Annotated in this window: 11 protein-coding genes; 5 read left to right on the forward strand and 6 right to left on the reverse strand. The window is 64.6% G+C overall.

The genetic code is table 11. The annotated features are described in order from the left end of the window. Positions 1-59 precede the first annotated feature (59 nt). The gene (locus tag HYR72_16915; GenBank protein MBI1816661.1) at positions 60-1,682 is read left to right on the forward strand and encodes an MFS transporter; all 1,623 of its coding nucleotides are present in this window, start codon (positions 60-62) and stop codon (positions 1,680-1,682) included. A 164-nt stretch (positions 1,683-1,846) separates the two neighbouring features. Here HYR72_16915 and tnpA read toward each other — a convergent pair whose 3' ends face one another. Both tnpA and HYR72_16925 read right to left on the reverse strand, forming a co-directional pair. Further along, a complete protein-coding gene (gene tnpA / locus HYR72_16920; GenBank protein ID MBI1816662.1) occupies positions 1,847-2,278 on the reverse strand; it encodes an IS200/IS605 family transposase in 432 nt (143 codons plus the stop codon). 93 nt (positions 2,279-2,371) lie between these two features. Next, positions 2,372-4,399, reverse strand: a complete 2,028-nt coding sequence (locus tag HYR72_16925) for a carbon starvation protein A (protein ID MBI1816663.1) — start codon at positions 4,397-4,399, stop codon at positions 2,372-2,374. Positions 4,400-4,609: 210 nt separating this feature from the next. On the opposite strand from HYR72_16925, the gene HYR72_16930 reads away from it, so the two are divergent. Together HYR72_16930 and HYR72_16935 are read left to right on the forward strand one after the other, a co-directional pair. After that, positions 4,610-6,001: a hypothetical protein gene (locus tag HYR72_16930; GenBank protein ID MBI1816664.1), complete on the forward strand. Its 1,392-nt coding sequence runs from the start codon at positions 4,610-4,612 to the stop codon at positions 5,999-6,001. A gap of 401 nt (positions 6,002-6,402) precedes the next feature. After that, positions 6,403-8,976 carry an ABC transporter permease gene (locus HYR72_16935; protein MBI1816665.1) on the forward strand — a complete coding sequence of 858 codons (2,574 nt, stop codon included), beginning with the start codon at positions 6,403-6,405 and terminating at the stop codon, positions 8,974-8,976. Between the two features lie 402 nt (positions 8,977-9,378). On the opposite strand, the gene HYR72_16940 is transcribed toward HYR72_16935, so the two are convergent. Genes HYR72_16940 through crcB form a run of 3 tightly spaced genes read right to left on the reverse strand, consistent with a single transcriptional unit; the run spans position 9,379 to position 11,425 of the window. Further along, positions 9,379-10,692 (reverse strand): MFS transporter, encoded by a 1,314-nt coding sequence (locus HYR72_16940; GenBank protein ID MBI1816666.1) that lies wholly within the window; start codon positions 10,690-10,692, stop codon positions 9,379-9,381. Further along, positions 10,689-11,042 carry a DUF190 domain-containing protein gene (locus tag HYR72_16945; protein ID MBI1816667.1) on the reverse strand — a complete coding sequence of 118 codons (354 nt, stop codon included), beginning with the start codon at positions 11,040-11,042 and terminating at the stop codon, positions 10,689-10,691. The genes HYR72_16940 and HYR72_16945 overlap by 4 nt, the downstream gene beginning before the upstream one ends. A gap of 8 nt (positions 11,043-11,050) precedes the next feature. Next, on the reverse strand, positions 11,051-11,425 hold the full coding sequence (gene crcB / locus HYR72_16950) for a fluoride efflux transporter CrcB (protein ID MBI1816668.1): 375 nt from the start codon (positions 11,423-11,425) through the stop codon (positions 11,051-11,053). Positions 11,426-11,631: 206 nt separating this feature from the next. On the opposite strand from crcB, the gene HYR72_16955 reads away from it, so the two are divergent. Beyond that, positions 11,632-15,615: a hypothetical protein gene (locus HYR72_16955; protein ID MBI1816669.1), complete on the forward strand. Its 3,984-nt coding sequence runs from the start codon at positions 11,632-11,634 to the stop codon at positions 15,613-15,615. Here the strand turns inward: HYR72_16955 and HYR72_16960 are convergent. Continuing rightward, positions 15,608-17,593, reverse strand: a complete 1,986-nt coding sequence (locus HYR72_16960; protein ID MBI1816670.1) for a TonB-dependent receptor — start codon at positions 17,591-17,593, stop codon at positions 15,608-15,610. The two genes, HYR72_16955 and HYR72_16960, sit on opposite strands and share 8 nt — an antisense overlap. A gap of 228 nt (positions 17,594-17,821) precedes the next feature. On the opposite strand from HYR72_16960, the gene HYR72_16965 reads away from it, so the two are divergent. Further along, a complete protein-coding gene (locus HYR72_16965; protein ID MBI1816671.1) occupies positions 17,822-18,046 on the forward strand; it encodes a hypothetical protein in 225 nt (74 codons plus the stop codon). Positions 18,047-18,101 lie beyond the last annotated feature (55 nt).

Consider the following 18,101-nt stretch of genomic DNA (forward strand, 5'->3'; position numbering starts at 1 on the left):
TCATTGGGGTTGAAGTCGCGGGCTCTTTACGTTTCACGCGTCCCGTTTTACGAGTACGCATGGTCGTCCGCTCCGAATCGCGCGCATCCGCATCCAACACCGCCGCCAGCACCGTCGACAGCCGCTACGGCCGCTACGTGCTCGCGGTGTTGGTTGTGGTCTACGTTTTCAACTTCATCGATCGACAGATCTTGTCCATCCTCGCCGAGCGCATCAAGAAGGACCTCGACCTCACCGACGCGCAGATCGGATTTCTCTACGGTACTGCCTTCGCCGTTTTCTACTCGATCTTCGGCATTCCGCTCGGACGCCTGGCCGACGTATGGGATCGCCGGCGGTTAATCGCGATTGGGCTCGGGTTCTGGAGTGTGATGACGGCACTGTCGGGGCTGGCGCGCACCTTCACGCAGCTCGGACTCGCGCGTATCGGCGTCGGCGTCGGCGAGGCCAGCATGTCGCCGGCAGCGTCCTCGTTGCTGGCGGATTATTTTACGGTGAAACGACGCGCGACGGTGATGGCGGTGCATCAGAGTGCCATCTTCATCGGCTCGGGACTCGGTCTCGGCATTGGCGGCTTGATCGTCGAGCGCTGGGACGCGGCGTGGGCCGGCGCGATGCCGCCGTTTGGTTTGCGTGGCTGGCAAGTCGCGTTCTTCGTTGTCGGCATTCCGGGCGTCCTGCTGTCGCTGTGGGCGCGGACGCTGCGCGAACCCCCACGTGGGCAAGCCGACGGAATCTTCTCCCCGCTTGAAGCGAATCCATTGCAGCAGTTCGGCCGTGAGCTGCGGGCCGTCGTGCCGCCGTTTACGGTGCTGCATCTGCTGCTGGTTCGTGCCGGCACTCGCGCGCTTGCGCTCAACCTGGCTGCGGCACTCGGTGTCGCGGGGTTGGCCACGCTGCTGACGAACTGGCTCGGCAACCCGGTGCAATGGGTCGCCCTCGGCATCGGTCTGTATGCGGCGATCTCGTGGGCGCAAGCGTTGGTGCGACGCGACCCCGTCTGCTTCGAGTTGATGTTCGGCACGCCGTCTCTGCGCTACGCCGCGGCGTGCTTTTCGTTCCTCGCCGCCGCCGGCTACGGCCTCAACTTCTGGACCGCACCGTTCTTCATCCGGGTCCACGGCATGACCGAGTCGCAAGCCGGGTTGATGATCGGCGGCACCCACGCGCTGGCGGGATTGATCGGCGTGAATCTCGGCGGCGTGCTGGCCGACCGCTGGCGCCAACGCACGCTGAACGGACGCTTGTACGTGACGATCATGACGGCGTTGCTGCCGGTTCCGTTTGCGATAGTGGTGCTCACGACGCAGAGCACAATGCTGGCGACCGTCTTCTACTTCCCGCAGTCGCTGTTTGGTGCGTTGTGGTCGGGCGCAGCGGTCTCGACGATTCAGGATCTGGTGTTGCCGCGCATGCGGGCGACCGCGGCCGCGGCGTATCTCCTGATGGTAACTTTCGTCGGACTAGCACTCGGCCCTTACATGGTTGGCCGCCTCAGCGTCGGGCTCGGCAGTTTGCGCGGCGCGATGTTGTGTGGCTTGGGCGCGAACGCGCTGGCGCTACTGTTCGGCTGGCTCGCGACGAGACACTTGCCGCACGATGAGTCGAGCAAGCTCGACCGCGCCCGCGCGGCTGGGGAAGAAGGACTGGACGGTGTGACGGCGGTACGCGCCGCGAGCTGAGTGTCCGCGCGTTACCAGAACAGCGAGCCCGGTTTACCGGGCTTGATTATCTCAGCCGGGAGATTCATCTCCCGGCGTCTTGCCGGTGACGTTCCCGGGCACGGAAGCATCCTGAGTCCAGATCCGGGGAATGAATTCCCCGGCTGACGCGCCTGGAAGTCGGCTCAAGCCGACTCGGTGCTGAGGGGACCGATATCGGTTGAGCGTTCATACAATGGAATCACCGTTCCGGCTCGATGGTGCTCCGCTTGGTTGGTCGCATACGCGATGACCTTCGGCAGCGAGCGCTCGCCAATCGTCAATGCGCCGTACCCCTCTTGCCACTTGAACGCGGGATCTGGCGGCCTGCGGTTGGCGGCACGAGAACTCGCGCCTTTGAGGTGTCGTATGCATTCGGCGATGGGCATCGTCGGCGGAATCGATATCACGACGTGAACGTGGTCCTCGACGTGTCCGAGCGCGTGAAGGACGAGCCGTAGCTCCCGAGCCTTGGCGCGGATGACGTTGTCGATAACCTGCGCGCGATCGCCGTCGATCAACGGTAGCCGCCGGTATGTTGCCCAGATCAGATGATAGTGAAGCCGCCAATACGCCATGCTAAACATCGAGCCCGGTTTACCGGGCTTACTCTCCTTAGCCGGGAGATTCATCTCCCGGACGACGGAGCCTCGTCGCTCTCGACCGCATCCTCAACCTTCGCTGACCGCTCCTATCAACGGCGAAGCCTCTGGTCCCCGCAACATCTGGTACCACGCGCGCGACGCTTCGATCATGATCAAGCCGACCAAGGTCATGAACAACGCCGTCACCGCTGCGTCGAGCCGTAGGTTGAAAATCTGCGTGCGGGTTTCACCGATCTTTGCCACCACGACGCTGCCGGCGTCGAGTGCCGCGGAGAGCTTGTCGGCCTGCGCAAGAAAACCGATCGTGGGATCGGGTGACAGGATCTTCTGGTAGCCGGCGGTCATCGTCACCGCGAGGAGCCACGCGAGCGGCACGAGGGTTGTCCAAGCATAGCGAACCTTGCCGCCGCGAATCAGAAACGTCGTGGCGACCGCAAGCGCGATCGCGGCGAGCAACTGATTCGAGATGCCGAACAGCGGCCACAGGATGTTGATGCCGCCGAGCGGATCAATCACGCCTTGATAGAGGAAGTAACCCCACGAGCCGACGACGATGGTGCTGGTGAGCAGCACGCTCGGATACGAGCTGGTGCGGCCGAGCGGTTCCCACAGGTGCCCGAGCAAGTCTTGCAGCATGAAGCGGCCGACCCGCGTGCCGGCGTCGAGCGTGGTGAGAATGAACAGCGCCTCGAACATGATCGCGAAGTGGTACCACAACGCCAACGCGCCGCCGCCGAGTGTGCGCGCGAAGATGTGCGCCATCCCGACCGCGAGACTCGGCGCGCCGCCGGTGCGCGCGAACAACGAGTGCTCGCCGATCTCTGTCGCCAACGTCTCCATCTCGGGCGCCGTGACCGGAAATCCCCACGCGGAAATGGTCGCTGTGGCGGCCACCGGATCGGCACCGACGATGCCGGCGGGGCTGTTGATCGCGAAGTATATCCCCGGCTGCAACGCCGCGGCGGCGATCATCGCCATGATCGCGACGAATGATTCGAGCAGCATGCAGCCGTAGCCGATCATGGGCGCGTCGGTTTCCTCGCTGAGGAGTTTGGGAGTCGTCCCCGATGCGATGAGTGAGTGGAATCCGGAGATCGCGCCGCAGGCGATGGTAATGAAGCAGAACGGAAACACTTTGCCGGCAAAGATAGGTCCGGTGCCATCGATGAAGCGGGTGAGCGCCGGCAACTGAATCTCCGGGCGCATCACGATGATGCCGATCGCCAGCGCGCCGATGGTCCCGAGCTTGACGAAGGTGGAGAGATAATCGCGCGGCGCCAGCAGCAGCCACACCGGCACGACCGACGCCGCGAAGCCGTACAGGATGATCGCCCACGCCAGTTGCGTGGCGTTGAGCGTGAACATCTCGGCGAAGTATGGATGCTGATCCACCCAGCGACCGCCGACGAGCGCGCCGACGAGCAGGATCAATCCAATCGCCGTGGCGCCCTTCACGTCGTGCGGCCGGATCACCTTCATATACCAGCCCATGATCATCGCGATGGGGATCGTCGCGCTGACCGTAAACGTTCCCCAGGGGCTGTGGCGCAACGCGTTGACGACCACCAGCGCGAGCACGGCGATCAGGATGATCATGATCGAGAACACGCCGACCAGCGCGGCGAAGCCGCCCAAAGGCCCGATTTCATCTTTCGCCATCTGGCCGAGCGAGCGACCGTCGCGTCGCAGGCTGCCACACAAGATGCAGAAGTCTTGCACCGCCCCGCCGAGCACGACGCCGGCGAGGATCCACAACGTGCCGGGCAAATAGCCAAACTGCGCGGCGAGCGTCGGCCCGATCAACGGACCGGGCCCGGCGATGGCGGCGAAGTGATGGCCGAAGACCACCCAGCGGTTAGTCGGTACGAAGTCGCGCCCGTCGTTGATGCGCTCGGCGGGCGTCCGATTCTCCGGGCTGAGTGCGAACAACTTCGCCGCGAGAAACGCACCATAGAAACGGTAGGCGATCGAATAAACCGCCACCGCGGCGATCACGAACCACACCGCGTTCACCGTTTCGCCGCGCCAGATCGCGAGGGTGCCGATCGCATACGCCCCCGCCGCCGCCACCGCGGCCCACATCAATGCCCGCATCTCATCCTGCCTCCGTCACGCCGGCTGACATACACGATCGAGCCGGTCCGAGGGAAGGTCGCGGGGAGCGGGTAGCGAGGTGTGTTTGAACTTGTCATTCTGAGCATCCGCCCTTGCCAGCGTCTGACGACAGTGCCTCGGGCAACACGACCTCGTCCGCAACGTTCCAGGGCAGTCGTAGTGCGCCGCGGCGTGTGCTAATCGCGGATCATGCAGTTAGCCAAGACCATCCAGCCCCTGTTGGACGACGCGTTTCACGAACTCAACGTGAAGTTTGAAGAGAGCTTGCGGCGGAAAAGCGCGGACTTGACCCGCAGGGGCCTGGCGTCGAGTGGGGTCGCCATTCGCCCGATCGAGCAGGAATTCGAGCGCGACACGCGCGAACGACAACACGCATTCTTAGCAGTGGTGAAGAAGTGCCTAGCGTTGCCGGCAACTCAGCGATTTTCCCGAACCGAGCTGCTGGAATACCTGCGAGAGTTCGCAGTGAGATCTTTGGGGGCCCAGATCGATGCGCAGGAGGGCAGGTTGCGCAAACATGCCCAAAGCATCCTGTCTTCGTACCCTCTCAACGGCACGAAGCTTGGCCGTGAGCGCGTGCTGCGCGCGGTCACGGCCGAACTGGAGACCATGGTTGCCGCGGCAGACACGTCCATTCAAGGTGACAGGACCTTGGGTCAAACCGACAAAGCTGCGGACCCTGTCAGCAAGAGCATTCACGTCCGGGACTTGGCTCGCGAGTTGATCAAGGACATCGAAGACAGTCGGCTCCCTCCGGAATCAATCGTGCTCAAGGCCTCGCGCCTCGCCCAGATGTCCAATGCTCCCGAGAACACGAAACACTGGCTGACGTGTGAACAACGCGGCTACAACCTCCAAGAGGCGGTTTCGCGCGAGTACCTCACGCACACACGGCGTTGGATCGATCCCATCAACAACAAGGCCCGCTGGGGCCCGCTCGGTGCCTGCGATGCTGAGATCAGTGCTCACGAACGGAGGCTTGCGGGCGTCGCGCCACACAACGTTGCAGAAGCGCGCGAGCACATAGGTGCGATCTCGCATCTCCGCACTATACGGACCACGGTCTTGGCGCTGATCCACAGTTTCGCAGCAGGCCTCTACTACGAGAGTGTCTTCAGCGGCATGGCAGAGAGCATATTCGAACAGCGGAAGGAGGAGGTTGATGCGCTTCTCGCAGCTCGTTGTGCGGATGCCCTAGAGAAAGTCGCTTCCATCTGTGACCGGTTGGCAGAGGGTAATCGAGAGGCCGTCAGTCAGGCGCTGATTACGTGTCGGCGAATGATCGACGATTTCGCAGACTCCGTGTATCCCGCGTCCGACAAGACCGTTGAAGTCGAGGGTAACGAGGTGAAATTGGACGCGAAGCATGCTCTGAATCGTCTCAATCAGTACGTGCGCGAGAAGACCTCGAGCCACTCGAGGCGAACTCGCATCCGCCAAACACTGACCAACCTGTATGACCGCGTTTGCGCAGGGGTGCACGATGAGGTCACCGCGGAGGAAGCGCGGTGCCTCTTTCTCGACACGTACTTGACCTTGGGCGAGATCCTGACACTCCGAGACCGCGACGAGACACACTGACCGCACGGCGGTGGGAGGTCCCGGATGCAGACTGACCTCGCCCCTCGATACGCAGCCCTTGGGTACGAAGTCTTCGGCTTCTACTCTCAGGACTGCTACTCGGGGAACCGGTTGTTGTTAGGGAATCCAATACCCATTTGCCCGAGCGGATCGCGAAGCGATCGTATCGAGGGCGTTCGTGCGCAAAGCCTGTCCCGGTAGGGGCGACGCATGCGTCGCCCGCGAATTAGCAGACCGGCAGAGAACGGAGGGCGATGCATGCATCGCCCCTACGGTGCCGAGACGTTCGTGCGCTGCGTTCAGGATGATCCACCGGCCGCACAACAACTATCTTGACACAACGTTAGGGTTCGCTGAGAACGATCGTCAGGCCGCCGCTACTCGCGGCGAGCCGAATCGACGTGACAGCCTACAGTCTCCGGATGCCGGTGCGCTTTTTGCGCGGGAACTACGCGCGGCTGGCGCTAACCGTCGTCGCACTTGCATGCGGCGTCGGGTTGGTGTGCGCGATCGATTTGGTCAACCGAGCTGTCCTGCGCGCCTTCGTCGAGGTCATCGACACCATGGCCGGTCGCGCCGCGTTGCAAGTGACGGCGGGGGAGGGCGGTGTGTTCGGCGAGTCGATCGCGGCCACGGTGTCCACCGTGCCGGGGGTTGAGCTGGCCGTGCCGGTGGTGAGTGCGGCCGCGTTTACCGCCGACGATAGTGCGGAGTTCGTCACCATCCAAGGCGTCGACATCGCCAACGAACAAGCGGTCCGCACTTACGACGCTCGCGACGAGGGCGGCGTAGAGATGGATGACCCGCTGGTGTTTCTCAATCAGACCGACTCGATCATTGTGACGCGACCGTTCGCTGAGCGGCGGGGCCTGGCGGTCAACGACCAGATCCCGTTGGTGACGCCGACTGGTCGCCGCAACTTTACGATTCGCGCCTTGCTGGAGCCGGTCGGGGTGGCGCGCGTGTACGGCGGCAACTTGGCGGTGATGGATCTCTACGCCGCCGAGCGCATGTTCACGCAGCCGGAGATGATCAATCGTATTGATGTCGTGGTCGGCCGCGACCAGATAGTGAGCAAGATCGCCGACGCGATCGCCGCGGTGTTGCCCGCGGGCTTGCGTGTCGAAGCGCCGGCGCAGCGCAAGATCGATTTGCACAAGGTGATGCAGTCGCTGCAGGTCGTGCTGCAGGGCGTCGGATCGCTTGGCTTGGTGGCCGGGTTCTTGATCGCGTTCAATCGACTGGCCACGGTCTTCGAACGCCGCGCCTGGCAGCTCGGCGTGATGCGCGCGCTCGGCGTACGGCAATGGACGCTGTGGTGGGAACTGGTGAAGGAGAGCCTGCTCCTCGGCGCCGCCGGTGTCGGGCTCGGCATCGTGCTCGGGCGCGCGCTGGCACGACTGCTCTTGCCAGTGATCGCGACGACGACAGCGGTCGCGTACAAGCTGGTCGCGCCGGACGCCGAGGTGTCGCTGACACTGCCGTCGCTCGTCCTGGCCACGGTGCTCGGACTCGGGGCGGCGCTGTTGGCCGCGGCGCTGCCGGCGTGGCGCGCCGCGCAGCTCGGCGTGGTGACGACGATCGGTGGCCGCGGCGTCGAACAGGAGAGCCCGGCATCGCGGGCGATGTGGTTGATGCGCGCGCTCATCGTGGTCGCCATCATCGCATGCGCGCTACTGCAATCGATCACGCAGTCGGCCGTCTGGGGACTGTTCGCCACCGCGCTGATCGCGGTGGCCACGGCGCTGGCCGCGCGACCGCTGCTTGGACTGGCGGCGGCTGTCGTGTCGCCGCTGTTTCGTTCGCTGGGTGGACCGAGCGCGCGCTTTGCGGCTGCCGCGTTGCTCCACAACCCGCGCCGCATGGCGCTCACCGCGGGGACGCTCGGCGTTGGGCTCGGCAGCGTCTTGTGGCTGTGGATGGTGGCGCGCAGCTTCGAGCAGTCGGTGATCGACTCGCTCAGCGGCGCGATGCGCGCCGATCTGGCCGTGACCTCGTCGAACATTGCCGCCGGTTTTCTCGAAGCGCCGGTCGATCAGCAGTTGCTCGCCGACTTGAAGGGCATTGCCGGCGTGAAAGCGGTGGCGGGTGAACGGGTGATCGATTGGCATCACGCAGACGGTCCGATTGCGATCGACGCATTCGATCCCAGCTATTTCAGCGATCCCGCGTTCGGGCAGTTGCCGTTGCTCGGACGACACGCCACCGACGTGTGGGAGGCGGTCGCGCGCGGCGAGGCGGTGATTGTGTCGAGCAACTTCGCCTTGCACTTGCAGGTCGACGTTGGCGACACGATCACGCTCGACACGCCGAGCGGTGCGCTGGCGTTGCAAGTCGCCGGCATCACCATGGTGTTCATCTCGCCGCGCGGGACGATCGAGATGAGTCGCGCGCTGTTCGAGCGCACGTGGCACGACACGCAGATCAACCATGCCTTCGTGCAAGTTGTGCCCGGCACCGCGGTGGCGGCGGTGCGCGACACGATCGCGCACGAGTTGGGCGGGCGCTACGGATTGCGCATCCTGTCGTGCAGCGAACTGATCGACTTCTTTGCCAGCCAGGTGCGCCGCGCCTTCGCCGCCGCGCACGTGCTGGCGGCGATGGTGCTGCTGGTCGTGATGCTGGGTATGGCCGATACGCTGGCCGCGAATGTCGCCGAGCGCACGCGCGAGTTGGGATCGATTCGCGCCATCGGCGTCCGCCGTCGCCAGGTGCAGCGGATGGTCTTGCTTGAAGGTGTCCTGCTGGGTGGTCTCGGCTTGGCGCTCGCGGTCCTGGCCGGCGGTGCGTTGGGTGCGTTGTGGGTCGACGCGACGTTTCCGTATCTGCTGGGCTGGACCTTGGAGCGGCACGTTCCCTATTTGCAAGCGGCGGCGGTAGCGGTGGCGGCCATCGCGGTCTGTCTCCTCGCGGCGCTCATACCGGCGCGCCGGGCGTCACGCCTCGAACCGGCGGCGGCGCTGCGATACGAATGAGCACGGCGCGACCACGTTAGCCTCGATTCAGGAAGGAAAGGAAACCGCCGATGCACGCGGATGAACGCAGATGCGGAGTGCATCGCGATTCATCGCTTGATCACTCATTGCGTTTCGATGGAGCTAACCCTGATGTGACAGAACACGGGCGGCGGGGTTGCGGTTTGCCGGCACCAGTTACGCGGTTGGGCAAGGTTTGCCGTGCCATTCTTCACGTCATTGAGGATGATGTCTTGGGGAGGGCGAGGCTTCCGCCGAGCCGCCGCATCATTGCCGCATCATCGCCGCGCCGGCGGCTCGCCGGAAGGCTCGCCCTCCCAGATTCGCCCACCGATCTATTGTCACATCGGGGCCAACGGATCTCTCCGGGCCCAATCGGCGGCTATCTGCGTACATCGGCGGTTACACTCTTTCCTCGCCTTCGAGTTTGAGGTCGGTCACTTCGATTCGTTGCGTGGGATCGACGGCGAGCCAACAGACCGCGGCGACGAGATAGAAGCCGGCGACGCTCAAGAGTGACGCATTCCATGAACCCCAGCGATCAACGCAGATCCCGACGACGACCGGGCTGAGCGTTCCGCCGAGGTTTCCGAACATGTTCATCGCGCCGCTGACCACGCCGGCGTGTGCGCCGCCGATTTCGAGACACACAACCCACGCTGGGGCGACTCCGAGCGCGGCGAGGCCGGCGGCGGCGGCGAGCAGCAGCGCCGACGTGTGCGGATCAGCAGTCAGCACGGCTCCAACCGCCGCGGCGGCCGCGAGCGGCAAGCCGATGACTCCAGGCGTGCGCCGCCCAACGCGCGCGCCCCAGCGCGCGGTTAGCGCATCGCTCAACCAACCACCGGCGACGACGCCGGCGGCGATGGCGACCAACGCTAGCCCCGCGAGCCAACCGGTCTGCTTGAGATCGAAGCCGCGCGCGCGCAGCAGATAGGTGGGCAGCCAGGTGATGTAGAAGTACCAGCCGTAGATCGCGCCGCTGTACATCAGGCACAGCATCACCAGCGTGCGACTGCGCAGCAGCAAGCGCCAGGGTACCGGCACGTGACCAACTGAGGTGTGTGCGCCACCGTCAGTGAGCAGTCGACGTTCGGCGGCGTTGACCTGGGGATGCACGTGCGGGTCGTCGCGAAACCACCACCACCACGCGCCCGCCCACAGCAGACCCACGCAACCGAAGATGGCGAACGCGTGTGGCCACGACATCACGCCGAGCATGGCTACCACCAACGGCTGTGTCGCGGCGCCGGCCAAGGCACCGGCCATGAGTGAGAGACCGAAGACGCGCCCGCGTTGCGCGATCGGCAGCCAGCGCGCGAACACGCGCGCGGTGGCCGGGAACGTTCCCGCTTCACCCATGCCGAAGAGGAGCCGGACGGTGAACAGCGAGAGAAAGCCCGTCGCCAGCCCGGTGGCGGCGGTCATGGCCGACCACCATACGACGATGCGAGTCAGCGCGATGCGGGCACCGAATCGATCGGCGAACCAGCCGCTCGGCACTTCGAACAGCGCGTAGGCGAGCGTGAACGCGCTGAATACGAACCCCATCTGCGTATCGCTGAGGCCGAGGTCGGCCTTGATTGCCGGCGCGGCCGTGGCGATGCAAATGCGATCGAGATAGGCGACGGCGATCAGCGCGAGCGTAAAGCCGACCACGCCGTAGCGAACGCGACTCGGCGCGTTGCGAACCTGCGCGGCGGTGCGGACGCTCATGACGAACGGCCGTGCGTGTACTTGATGATCTCGGCTTTCTCGAGTGTGACCAGGCCGCCGCCGCCGGCGGCTTCCATCAGGGCGTCGAGCGCGGGCAGGGCGCTGCGAATCTTCTCTTCGGTGTCGACGATCTCGATGATTATCGGCAGGTCTTCCGACAGCCGCAGAATCTTCGCGGTGTGAATGCGGCTGGCGGCACCGTAGCCTTCGATGCCGCGCCACACGGTGGCGCCGGCGAGACCTAGTTCGCGGGCTTTGCGGACGATGGACTCGTACAGCGGCTGGCCGCCGCAGCGATCCGATTCGCCGACGAAGATGCGGAGCAGTTTGCCGTCACCAGTGATTTTCATGGGACACCTCAGAGCGCGCGGGCGACGGTGTCGCCCAGCCACACCGCGAGCAGGCAAATCACCAGCGTCGCGCCGACGTTGCCGAGGGCGGCGGCGGTGTTGCCATCGCGCAGCAACGCGATGGTTTCATAACTGAAAGTCGACATGGTGGTGAAGCCGCCGCAGACGCCAACGCCAAGGAAGAGACGCGCTTCCGCGTTGATGAGGCCGCGTTCGAGCGAGAGCGCAACGACCAGGCCGAGCACGAAGCTGCCGAGTACGTTGACCGCGAGGGTGCCCAGCGGGAACAGCGATCCATTGAGCCGCTGCACGTACCCGGCGAGTTCGTAGCGCGCCACCGAACCGAGCAGGCCACCGAGGCCGACCAACACCACACGCGACACGACGCGCTCAAACCACAGGCCGGCGGGCGGCACAAGGGCGGGCGATGCCGAGTAGTCTGAGCGGCGCGGTGCAGGTCCGAGGGCTTAGGACCTCCGGCCCAATCGCGTTGACAGGGCGCTTCGTCCGGATCTATGTCGTCCAGAGAGCGGTTGGCTGCCGCGTCGCGTGTGGCACTGGGCTCGTAAGCGGGGTGAGACTCGGAACGATGCAACGAGAGAACAACTCGATGCTCATGGTCATGCTGCTGCTGTTCAGCGGTGTGATGTACACGCAGATACCCGGCCGCACTGGCGCTCCAGTCGGCGAGCCGCGCGAGAAATCCGCGGCAAAGTCCGCCGCGGCCGCTCCTGAGGCCACAGGCCTTCAGGAACTGTGCGGCCCGACGGCGGAGCGACTCGTCGCCGAGTTCTTCACGTCGGCGTCCCCTCTCGTGCCGGGAAGCGATCTGCGGCGCGTGGCGCAGCAGCATGGCTACAACGTCGAATTTCTCGTGGCGACGGTGCCTGACCCGCTTGATAGCGGCAGCGGCTGGCTGTTCGACCGGTATGTGGATGCCATCGAGCGCGCGGTGGCCGCAACCGAGTACCTACTCGATCGGCACTCGTTCCCGTGGGAGTGCGCGCGCGAGGCGCGGAAGCAATGTGCAGAGAAAGGTGGCGAGCCGACTGACGCGTGCAGACTGGCGTCGCTGCACCGCCGGCAACCGGGGGTGCTGCTATTCCGTCGACCCGGCAAGCATGGGGAGAAGCCGGGAGAACTCCTGGTTGTCTACCTCGTCGGCGAGACGCCGACATGGGGTGTGCACAAGCCGGCGCTGAAACGGGCGCTCGATGCGGCGTGTCCGGTGCGAGATGGCCACGGCAAGTGCCCGCAAGAGATTCGGTTGCTGGCCCCGACGTTCTCCGGATCGGCGGAGTCGCTGCGCATCGCGATTGAGGAGTGGTCACGACTCGACCGGAGTCTGCGGCCGATCCCGATCAATCCGAACTTCCGGATCATCTCGGGCAGCGCGTCGGACTACGCAAACAAGGCGACGCTGGATCCGCTGTCCGTCGGCGGGTTTCATGCGACGACCGTGACTAGCGAGGCGGAGATCGAAACGGTGGTGAAGTACTTTGAGCGGTGGAATGTTGATGCGTGTCGCGTCGCGATGCTCAAGGAGGCCAACACCGCCTACGGTCGTGGCGTGGTGCGGGGGGAAGGATGGGGAGATGCATGTCTGTCGCTGGGGGATTCCAGCGGGGGCGTTGGTGGCGGAGGACGGCGCGGTGTCCAGGTGCAAGACTGGTTGGTGTTGCCTTTCCCGAGCAACATCTCGCAAGTGCGCTCGGCGTACGAGCGCGGCAAGTCACGAAACCCCGCGGCCAACGGCGATCTGCCGCGCGCGGCGCTGGAGTTCTCGCTTGAAGAGGGCGAGGCGGCACGTGACGTCCCCCCCGCGCAGTCACCGCGGATGACCAGCAACACCGACGATCTCGTGCTGGCCAGCATCCTCTCGACGATCTCGCGCGAACGCATTCAGTATGTCGGGATACTCGCCACCGACGTGCGCGACACCTTGTTCCTCGCCGAGCAAATCCGCCGCTACTGTCCCGATGTCCGCTTGTTTACCGTGAGCAGCGATCTGCTCTATACGCACCCCGACCACAGCAGCGCCCTTGAAGGCATGCTGGTGGCGTCGAGCTACCCGCTGTTCAGCAAGAACCAGATGTGGACGGATCGGATCGGTGGCCGCCATCTCCGCCAACAGTTCAGCGACAGCGGCAGCGAAGGCACGTACAACGCGACGCTCGCATTGCTCGACAAGCGTGACTGGCTGGTTGACTACGCGACACCATTCACGAACTTCGAGCACGGTCACAAACGGCGACCGCCGGTCTGGCTGACCGTCGTGGGGCGCGGTGATCTGTGGCCGCTAATGTACCGCGATGCTGGCAGCTACTCCCATAGCGATTACGTATTTGGCGCCGGCGGGGGCGATGTCGATACGAGAAAGGTGACCGCGGGAGGCTGGGGCCAGATCCAGTCGGGCTTCGCGCGCGTCCTCATTGCTTTGATCAGCCTATTCTGCCTCCTCAATTGTGCCGGCTACTTCTACGCAGTGGTCGCGAGTTGGTACGCCCACCGGCGCACGGCCGGCGGGCTGGCGGCCGCGCCGGACGGTGCCCGAGTTCGACGAACGCGGCATTGGCGTGTCCTCGACGTACTCCGCCCCCCGCGGCGCTGGCGGCAGCGCCGCGAGCACGCGTTGTATGTTGCGGTCGGTTTCGTTGCGTTGTTGCTGGCGTACGCGAGCCTGGCGCGGCTTGTATTCCTGGTGGTCAAATTCGAGCCGTCGTCGACACCCGACATCGAGATCGGAAAGTGGACAGTCACGGCAAAGAATTTGGATTGTGCGACGATGATTGTGGCACAGCTTTGTATGCGGGCATTGGTGGTCGCGAGCATCGTGGCCGTGACAGGTGTGCTGAGGCCGTCGCTGTCGCGCCCCCTTGCCAATGCGAGGCGTTGGCTACGCTGGTTCGGGGTGGGGCTCCATGGTCGCCGCGATGCCGTTGGGGTGTTCGTCGGTGTCAGTTGCGTAGCGCTGAGCGCTGCGGTGCTCGATTGGTGGCTGCGCGTTCTCAGGATGGGGGTGGCGTCACCAAAGTCGATAGTACCGAGTATCGCTGCGGAGTTGGCGCGGATCTGGCCGGTTGGCCTGCCAGGTCAAATCGTTGAGCGGCTCTCGTGGTGGGTCCCGACCGACTTTCCGCAGTTGTTCTTGGAGCGCGCGGGGGACGTGCTGGGCGGAGTTTCGCCGCTGGCCCCGCTCTTGTGTCTGGGAGCGGGGTGGTACGTCTGGAGTTTCTGTCATCTGCGCCGGCTCCGGTTTCTGCGCACGCTGGTGGTGCCCAACCCGCTGCTGGAACGCCCGAGCTGGCAACTGCCGTCGCGCCGCCTCGCGCCGCGCTTGCAACGCGGCGCTGACGACGCCGGGTTGGAGGGGTTTGAAAGTTGGGTGGTCCGGACCGCGCGCAGTCCGTGGCGGTGGGGTTTGCCGCTGTGGATCTCGACCGTCGTGATTGTTCTGGTGGGAGTGGTCCCGTGTGCGTGGTTGTGGAGGCGGTGCCTTCCCAGCTTCGAGGGCCCCGGCTTTGATGCCCTCGTGCAAATCGGATTCGCGCTTCTGTATGGCGGCGTGGCGCTCGCGTTCCTGCAGTTCATGGCCCTCTGGTACCAGACCCGCCGGCTCCTGCGGCGCTTGACGCTGCATCCAATGATCGAAGCCTACAGCGCACTGCCGAATCGTATCTCGCAGAAGCTCCATCAACGAATGTTTGCTCATGTCCCAACTGTGACGGAACTCGGTTTGCCCATCGAACGCTGGCGCGCGCTGGTGCTCAAGGCGGATCGGATCGCAGAGGACTTGCACCGCGAGCTCAATGCGGCAGTGCGCGGCGCGAACAAGTATCCGCAGGCAGCAGCGGCGGTGCATCCGGGTATCGTGTGGTCGCAGTTTTCGCAAAATATGGAGAAGGCGGAGATGGCGGCGTCGACGTTCGCGCAGGATCTCGAATCGGCGGCGCGGCAGTGGGGCACCGTCCGTGTGACGCGGAGCGTGACTCAGCAGCTCCTCTCGCAGGGCGCGCGCAGCCTCGTGAAACTGCTCGAAGTCTTCTGGCGGCGCGGGCCGATTCCAGGTCGACCGAAACGCGATGACAAGACGGGCGACCACGGCGAGGCGACGAAGCACGACACGAGCGCTCCGCCCAACCCCCTCGGTGAAGTCGGAGAGTGGCTCCTCGATGCCGAGGATTTCGTTGCCATTCAAGTCGTGACCTTTCTCACGCAAACCTTTGTTCATTTGCGCAACTTGATGGTCCTAACGACGATCGGGGCGTTGCTGTTACTGTTGACGATCACCGCCTACCCGTTTCAACCGCAGCGGCTGCTGCTGTTGTTCATCTGGGTCGTGATTCTCACGATCGTCGGTGGGGTCGTCATGGTGTTCGTGCAGATGAATCGCAACGAGGTGCTGAGTCGCATTACCCACACGAAGCCGAACAAAGTCAGCTTCGACGCTTCGTTCCTGTCGAGTATCCTCACCTACGGTGTGCTGCCGGTGTTGACGTTGCTCGCCACGATGTTCCCGCAGATCGGTGGCCTGTGGAGCGTGCTCGAACCGTTGACGCGGGTGTTCAAGTAGGGGGAGTGAGCGGCGGCAACGTGTACCGCAGGCCGATGAGGAACCACGCCGGCGGTGCGGGGAAGCCGAGCGACTCGCTGTAGTCGCGATTGAGGAGATTGCGGACGGTGGCGGTCAGCGTCAGCGGCGCCCAACGCGGCGGCAGGCGATACGACAGCGCCAGGTCGACGCGCGCATAGCTGCCAATCTCGCCGGTCATGAACGGTTCGGGTTGCGAGAAGGGATCGGCGCTGTCGCGATTTCCCACGGCGTAGATCTGCAGGGCCGCGGTGGCGCGGTCGCCGGCGGTCAGCATCGCCGCGCGTTCCGCACTGGCGCCGACCGCGCCGCGATGCCGCGGGCGGTTGAGCAGCGTGCCGGTCGCGGTGACGAAGTTGAGATACGTGTAGTTCGCCCACAATGAGAGACCATGCAGCGGCTGCGCGCTGGCGATCAGCTCGACGCCCTGGAATCGCGCGTCGACGTTGCGCGCGCGTTCCGCCTCCGGAACTCCCGCAATCGGGCCCGGCAGCTGATCGCTGATCTCTTCGATGAAGTTGTTCACTTCGCGATAGAAGTACGTCGGCTCGAAGCGCAGGCGGCCGCCGAGGTAGTCCTGCGTCAGACCGGCGTCGATCTCCCAGCTTGTTTCCGCTTGGAGGTCTGAGTTGCCGAGGGCCGGATCGAACAGTTCGGCGAACGTCGGCACGCGAAAGCCTTCCGCGTAGCTGAGGCGTAGGCGCGTGTCTGTAGGTTGCACCAAATAGGAGCCCGAGCCCGACCAGGTCACTTGATCGCCGAAGTTGTCGTAGTGGTCGTAGCGGACGCCACCGACGGCGTGCACCGTGTCGTTCAAGAATCGGAGCTGCTCCTGCGCGTAGACCGCCACGTTCGAGCGGTTCGCGTTGTGATGCTGACTCTCGCCCGGCTCGTCGGGCTCGTTCTCGTCCGGCTCGCCGGTTTGCTCAAAAATCTTGACTGATCGTTCGCTGTACTCGACCCCGGCGGTACTGAGTGAGAATTCGCGCCAGCGATAGTCGACTTGGGTTTCGCCGGTGATGATCTCGCTCGGGAGGTGTGCCACGACTACCGATTCGACTTCGCCGTCATCGTCGATCGAGTCGTCGCGAAAACGCTGGTTGTTGCGCACGAACGATGCCGCTGCGCGGTAGGTCAGCGCGCCCAGCACATGTTCCCACTCGCCCTTGCCCAGGAAAAAATCGGTATGGCTGTAGGCGTCCGGGTCGAGTCGCTGCTCGGCGATGTTGAAGTTCACCAAGCCGCTACGCGCATCGGTATAGCGCACGAACCCGCGCAGCGTGCCGCCCGCAACCAGATCGGCATCGCCGCGCCAGTTGGTGGAGAAATTCCGGTAGTCACTGTTGATCGAGCGGAAGCCGTTGGAGCCGTTGAACGAGGCGGTGCCCGACAAGGCGAACGGACCGTGCGCGCCGGTCACACTCACCACTTCGCGGTTGGTGGCGGCGCGACCGCCCTCGCCGCTGAGCGAGAAGCGCAACGGCCCTTCGCCGCGGCGGCTGATGACGTTGACGACACCTCCGATCGCTTCTGAACCGTACAGCGCGCCACCGCCACCGCGCAAAATTTCGATGCGGTCGAGATTGTCGCTGGTCAAATTGGCGAAGTCGAACTGCCCAACACCGGGGTCGTTGACCTCCACGCCGTCGAGCAGCACCAACACTTGATCCGGAGCCGCACCGCGGATGGACGTGAACGCGCTGCTTCCCGGACCGCCGAATTGCGTGACGTCGAGACCCGGCGCGCCACGCAGCGCGTCAGCCACACTCGCCTGGTCGCGCTCCTCCACGTCGGCGCCGCTGATCACCGACACGGACGGGGTGGTGTCGTCGACCTGCGTGCGCGTGCGCGTCGCGGTGACGACCACCTCCTGCATCTGTGCGTGTGGCGGTTCGGCAGCGGCACCGCCGGCGTAAGCCAGCAGACTGGCGAGCAGGAGGAGCGCGATTCGGATAGGCACGACGGCGTCCGGGCGGATTGACGAATGAGCGGCGGTGGTGATAGCCGAGAAGATGAAAGCAAACAAGGGAGCGCAATGCGCCAGGCGTGTCGTGTGGTGACCGTGGTCGGGCTCGCGGGAGCGGTCGCGGTATTGTGTTTCGTTCGACCGGCGGCGGCGCGATCGACTGATCCGCAGTGCAAAGGAATCAAGGAAGCGGTTGGGGCCAATCACACCCTCGAACAGATAATGAAAGAGTTCGACACCGACGTCGAACACATCATGAAGTGCGTGCAGCCGAAGGGGCATTCACGCAAGCCGGCCAAGGCGGTGCATGCGAAGAAGTCGAGCGCGCCGCACGCCAAGTCGGAGGCTTCGTCGCATCAGTCATCCCACGAATCGTCTCACCAATCCCCCGCCGGATCGGCGGCGCATTCCGTGACTTCCCCTGCCGTCAAAGCGGCGCCACGCTGAGGCGTGCTCCGCGGAGGGCGCGCGACTTTCGAGCTTCAGTCATCCGTACTAGGAT

Source organism: Deltaproteobacteria bacterium (genome assembly GCA_016178705.1).
GTDB lineage: Bacteria > Desulfobacterota > Binatia > HRBIN30 > JACQVA1 > JACOST01.

Bases quoted from the DNA above. Each gene is read 5' to 3' on its own strand.
- HYR72_16915 (MBI1816661.1), top strand. From the start codon at position 60: ATGGTCGTCCGCTCCGAATCGCGCGCATCCGCATCCAACACCGCCGCC.
- tnpA (MBI1816662.1), bottom strand. From the start codon at position 2,278: ATGGCGTATTGGCGGCTTCACTATCATCTGATCTGGGCAACATACCGG.
- HYR72_16925 (MBI1816663.1), bottom strand. From the start codon at position 4,399: ATGCGGGCATTGATGTGGGCCGCGGTGGCGGCGGCGGGGGCGTATGCG.
- HYR72_16930 (MBI1816664.1), top strand. From the start codon at position 4,610: ATGCAGTTAGCCAAGACCATCCAGCCCCTGTTGGACGACGCGTTTCAC.
- HYR72_16940 (MBI1816666.1), bottom strand. From the start codon at position 10,692: ATGAGCGTCCGCACCGCCGCGCAGGTTCGCAACGCGCCGAGTCGCGTT.
- HYR72_16945 (MBI1816667.1), bottom strand. From the start codon at position 11,042: ATGAAAATCACTGGTGACGGCAAACTGCTCCGCATCTTCGTCGGCGAA.
- HYR72_16955 (MBI1816669.1), top strand. From the start codon at position 11,632: ATGCAACGAGAGAACAACTCGATGCTCATGGTCATGCTGCTGCTGTTC.
- HYR72_16965 (MBI1816671.1), top strand. From the start codon at position 17,822: ATGAAAGAGTTCGACACCGACGTCGAACACATCATGAAGTGCGTGCAG.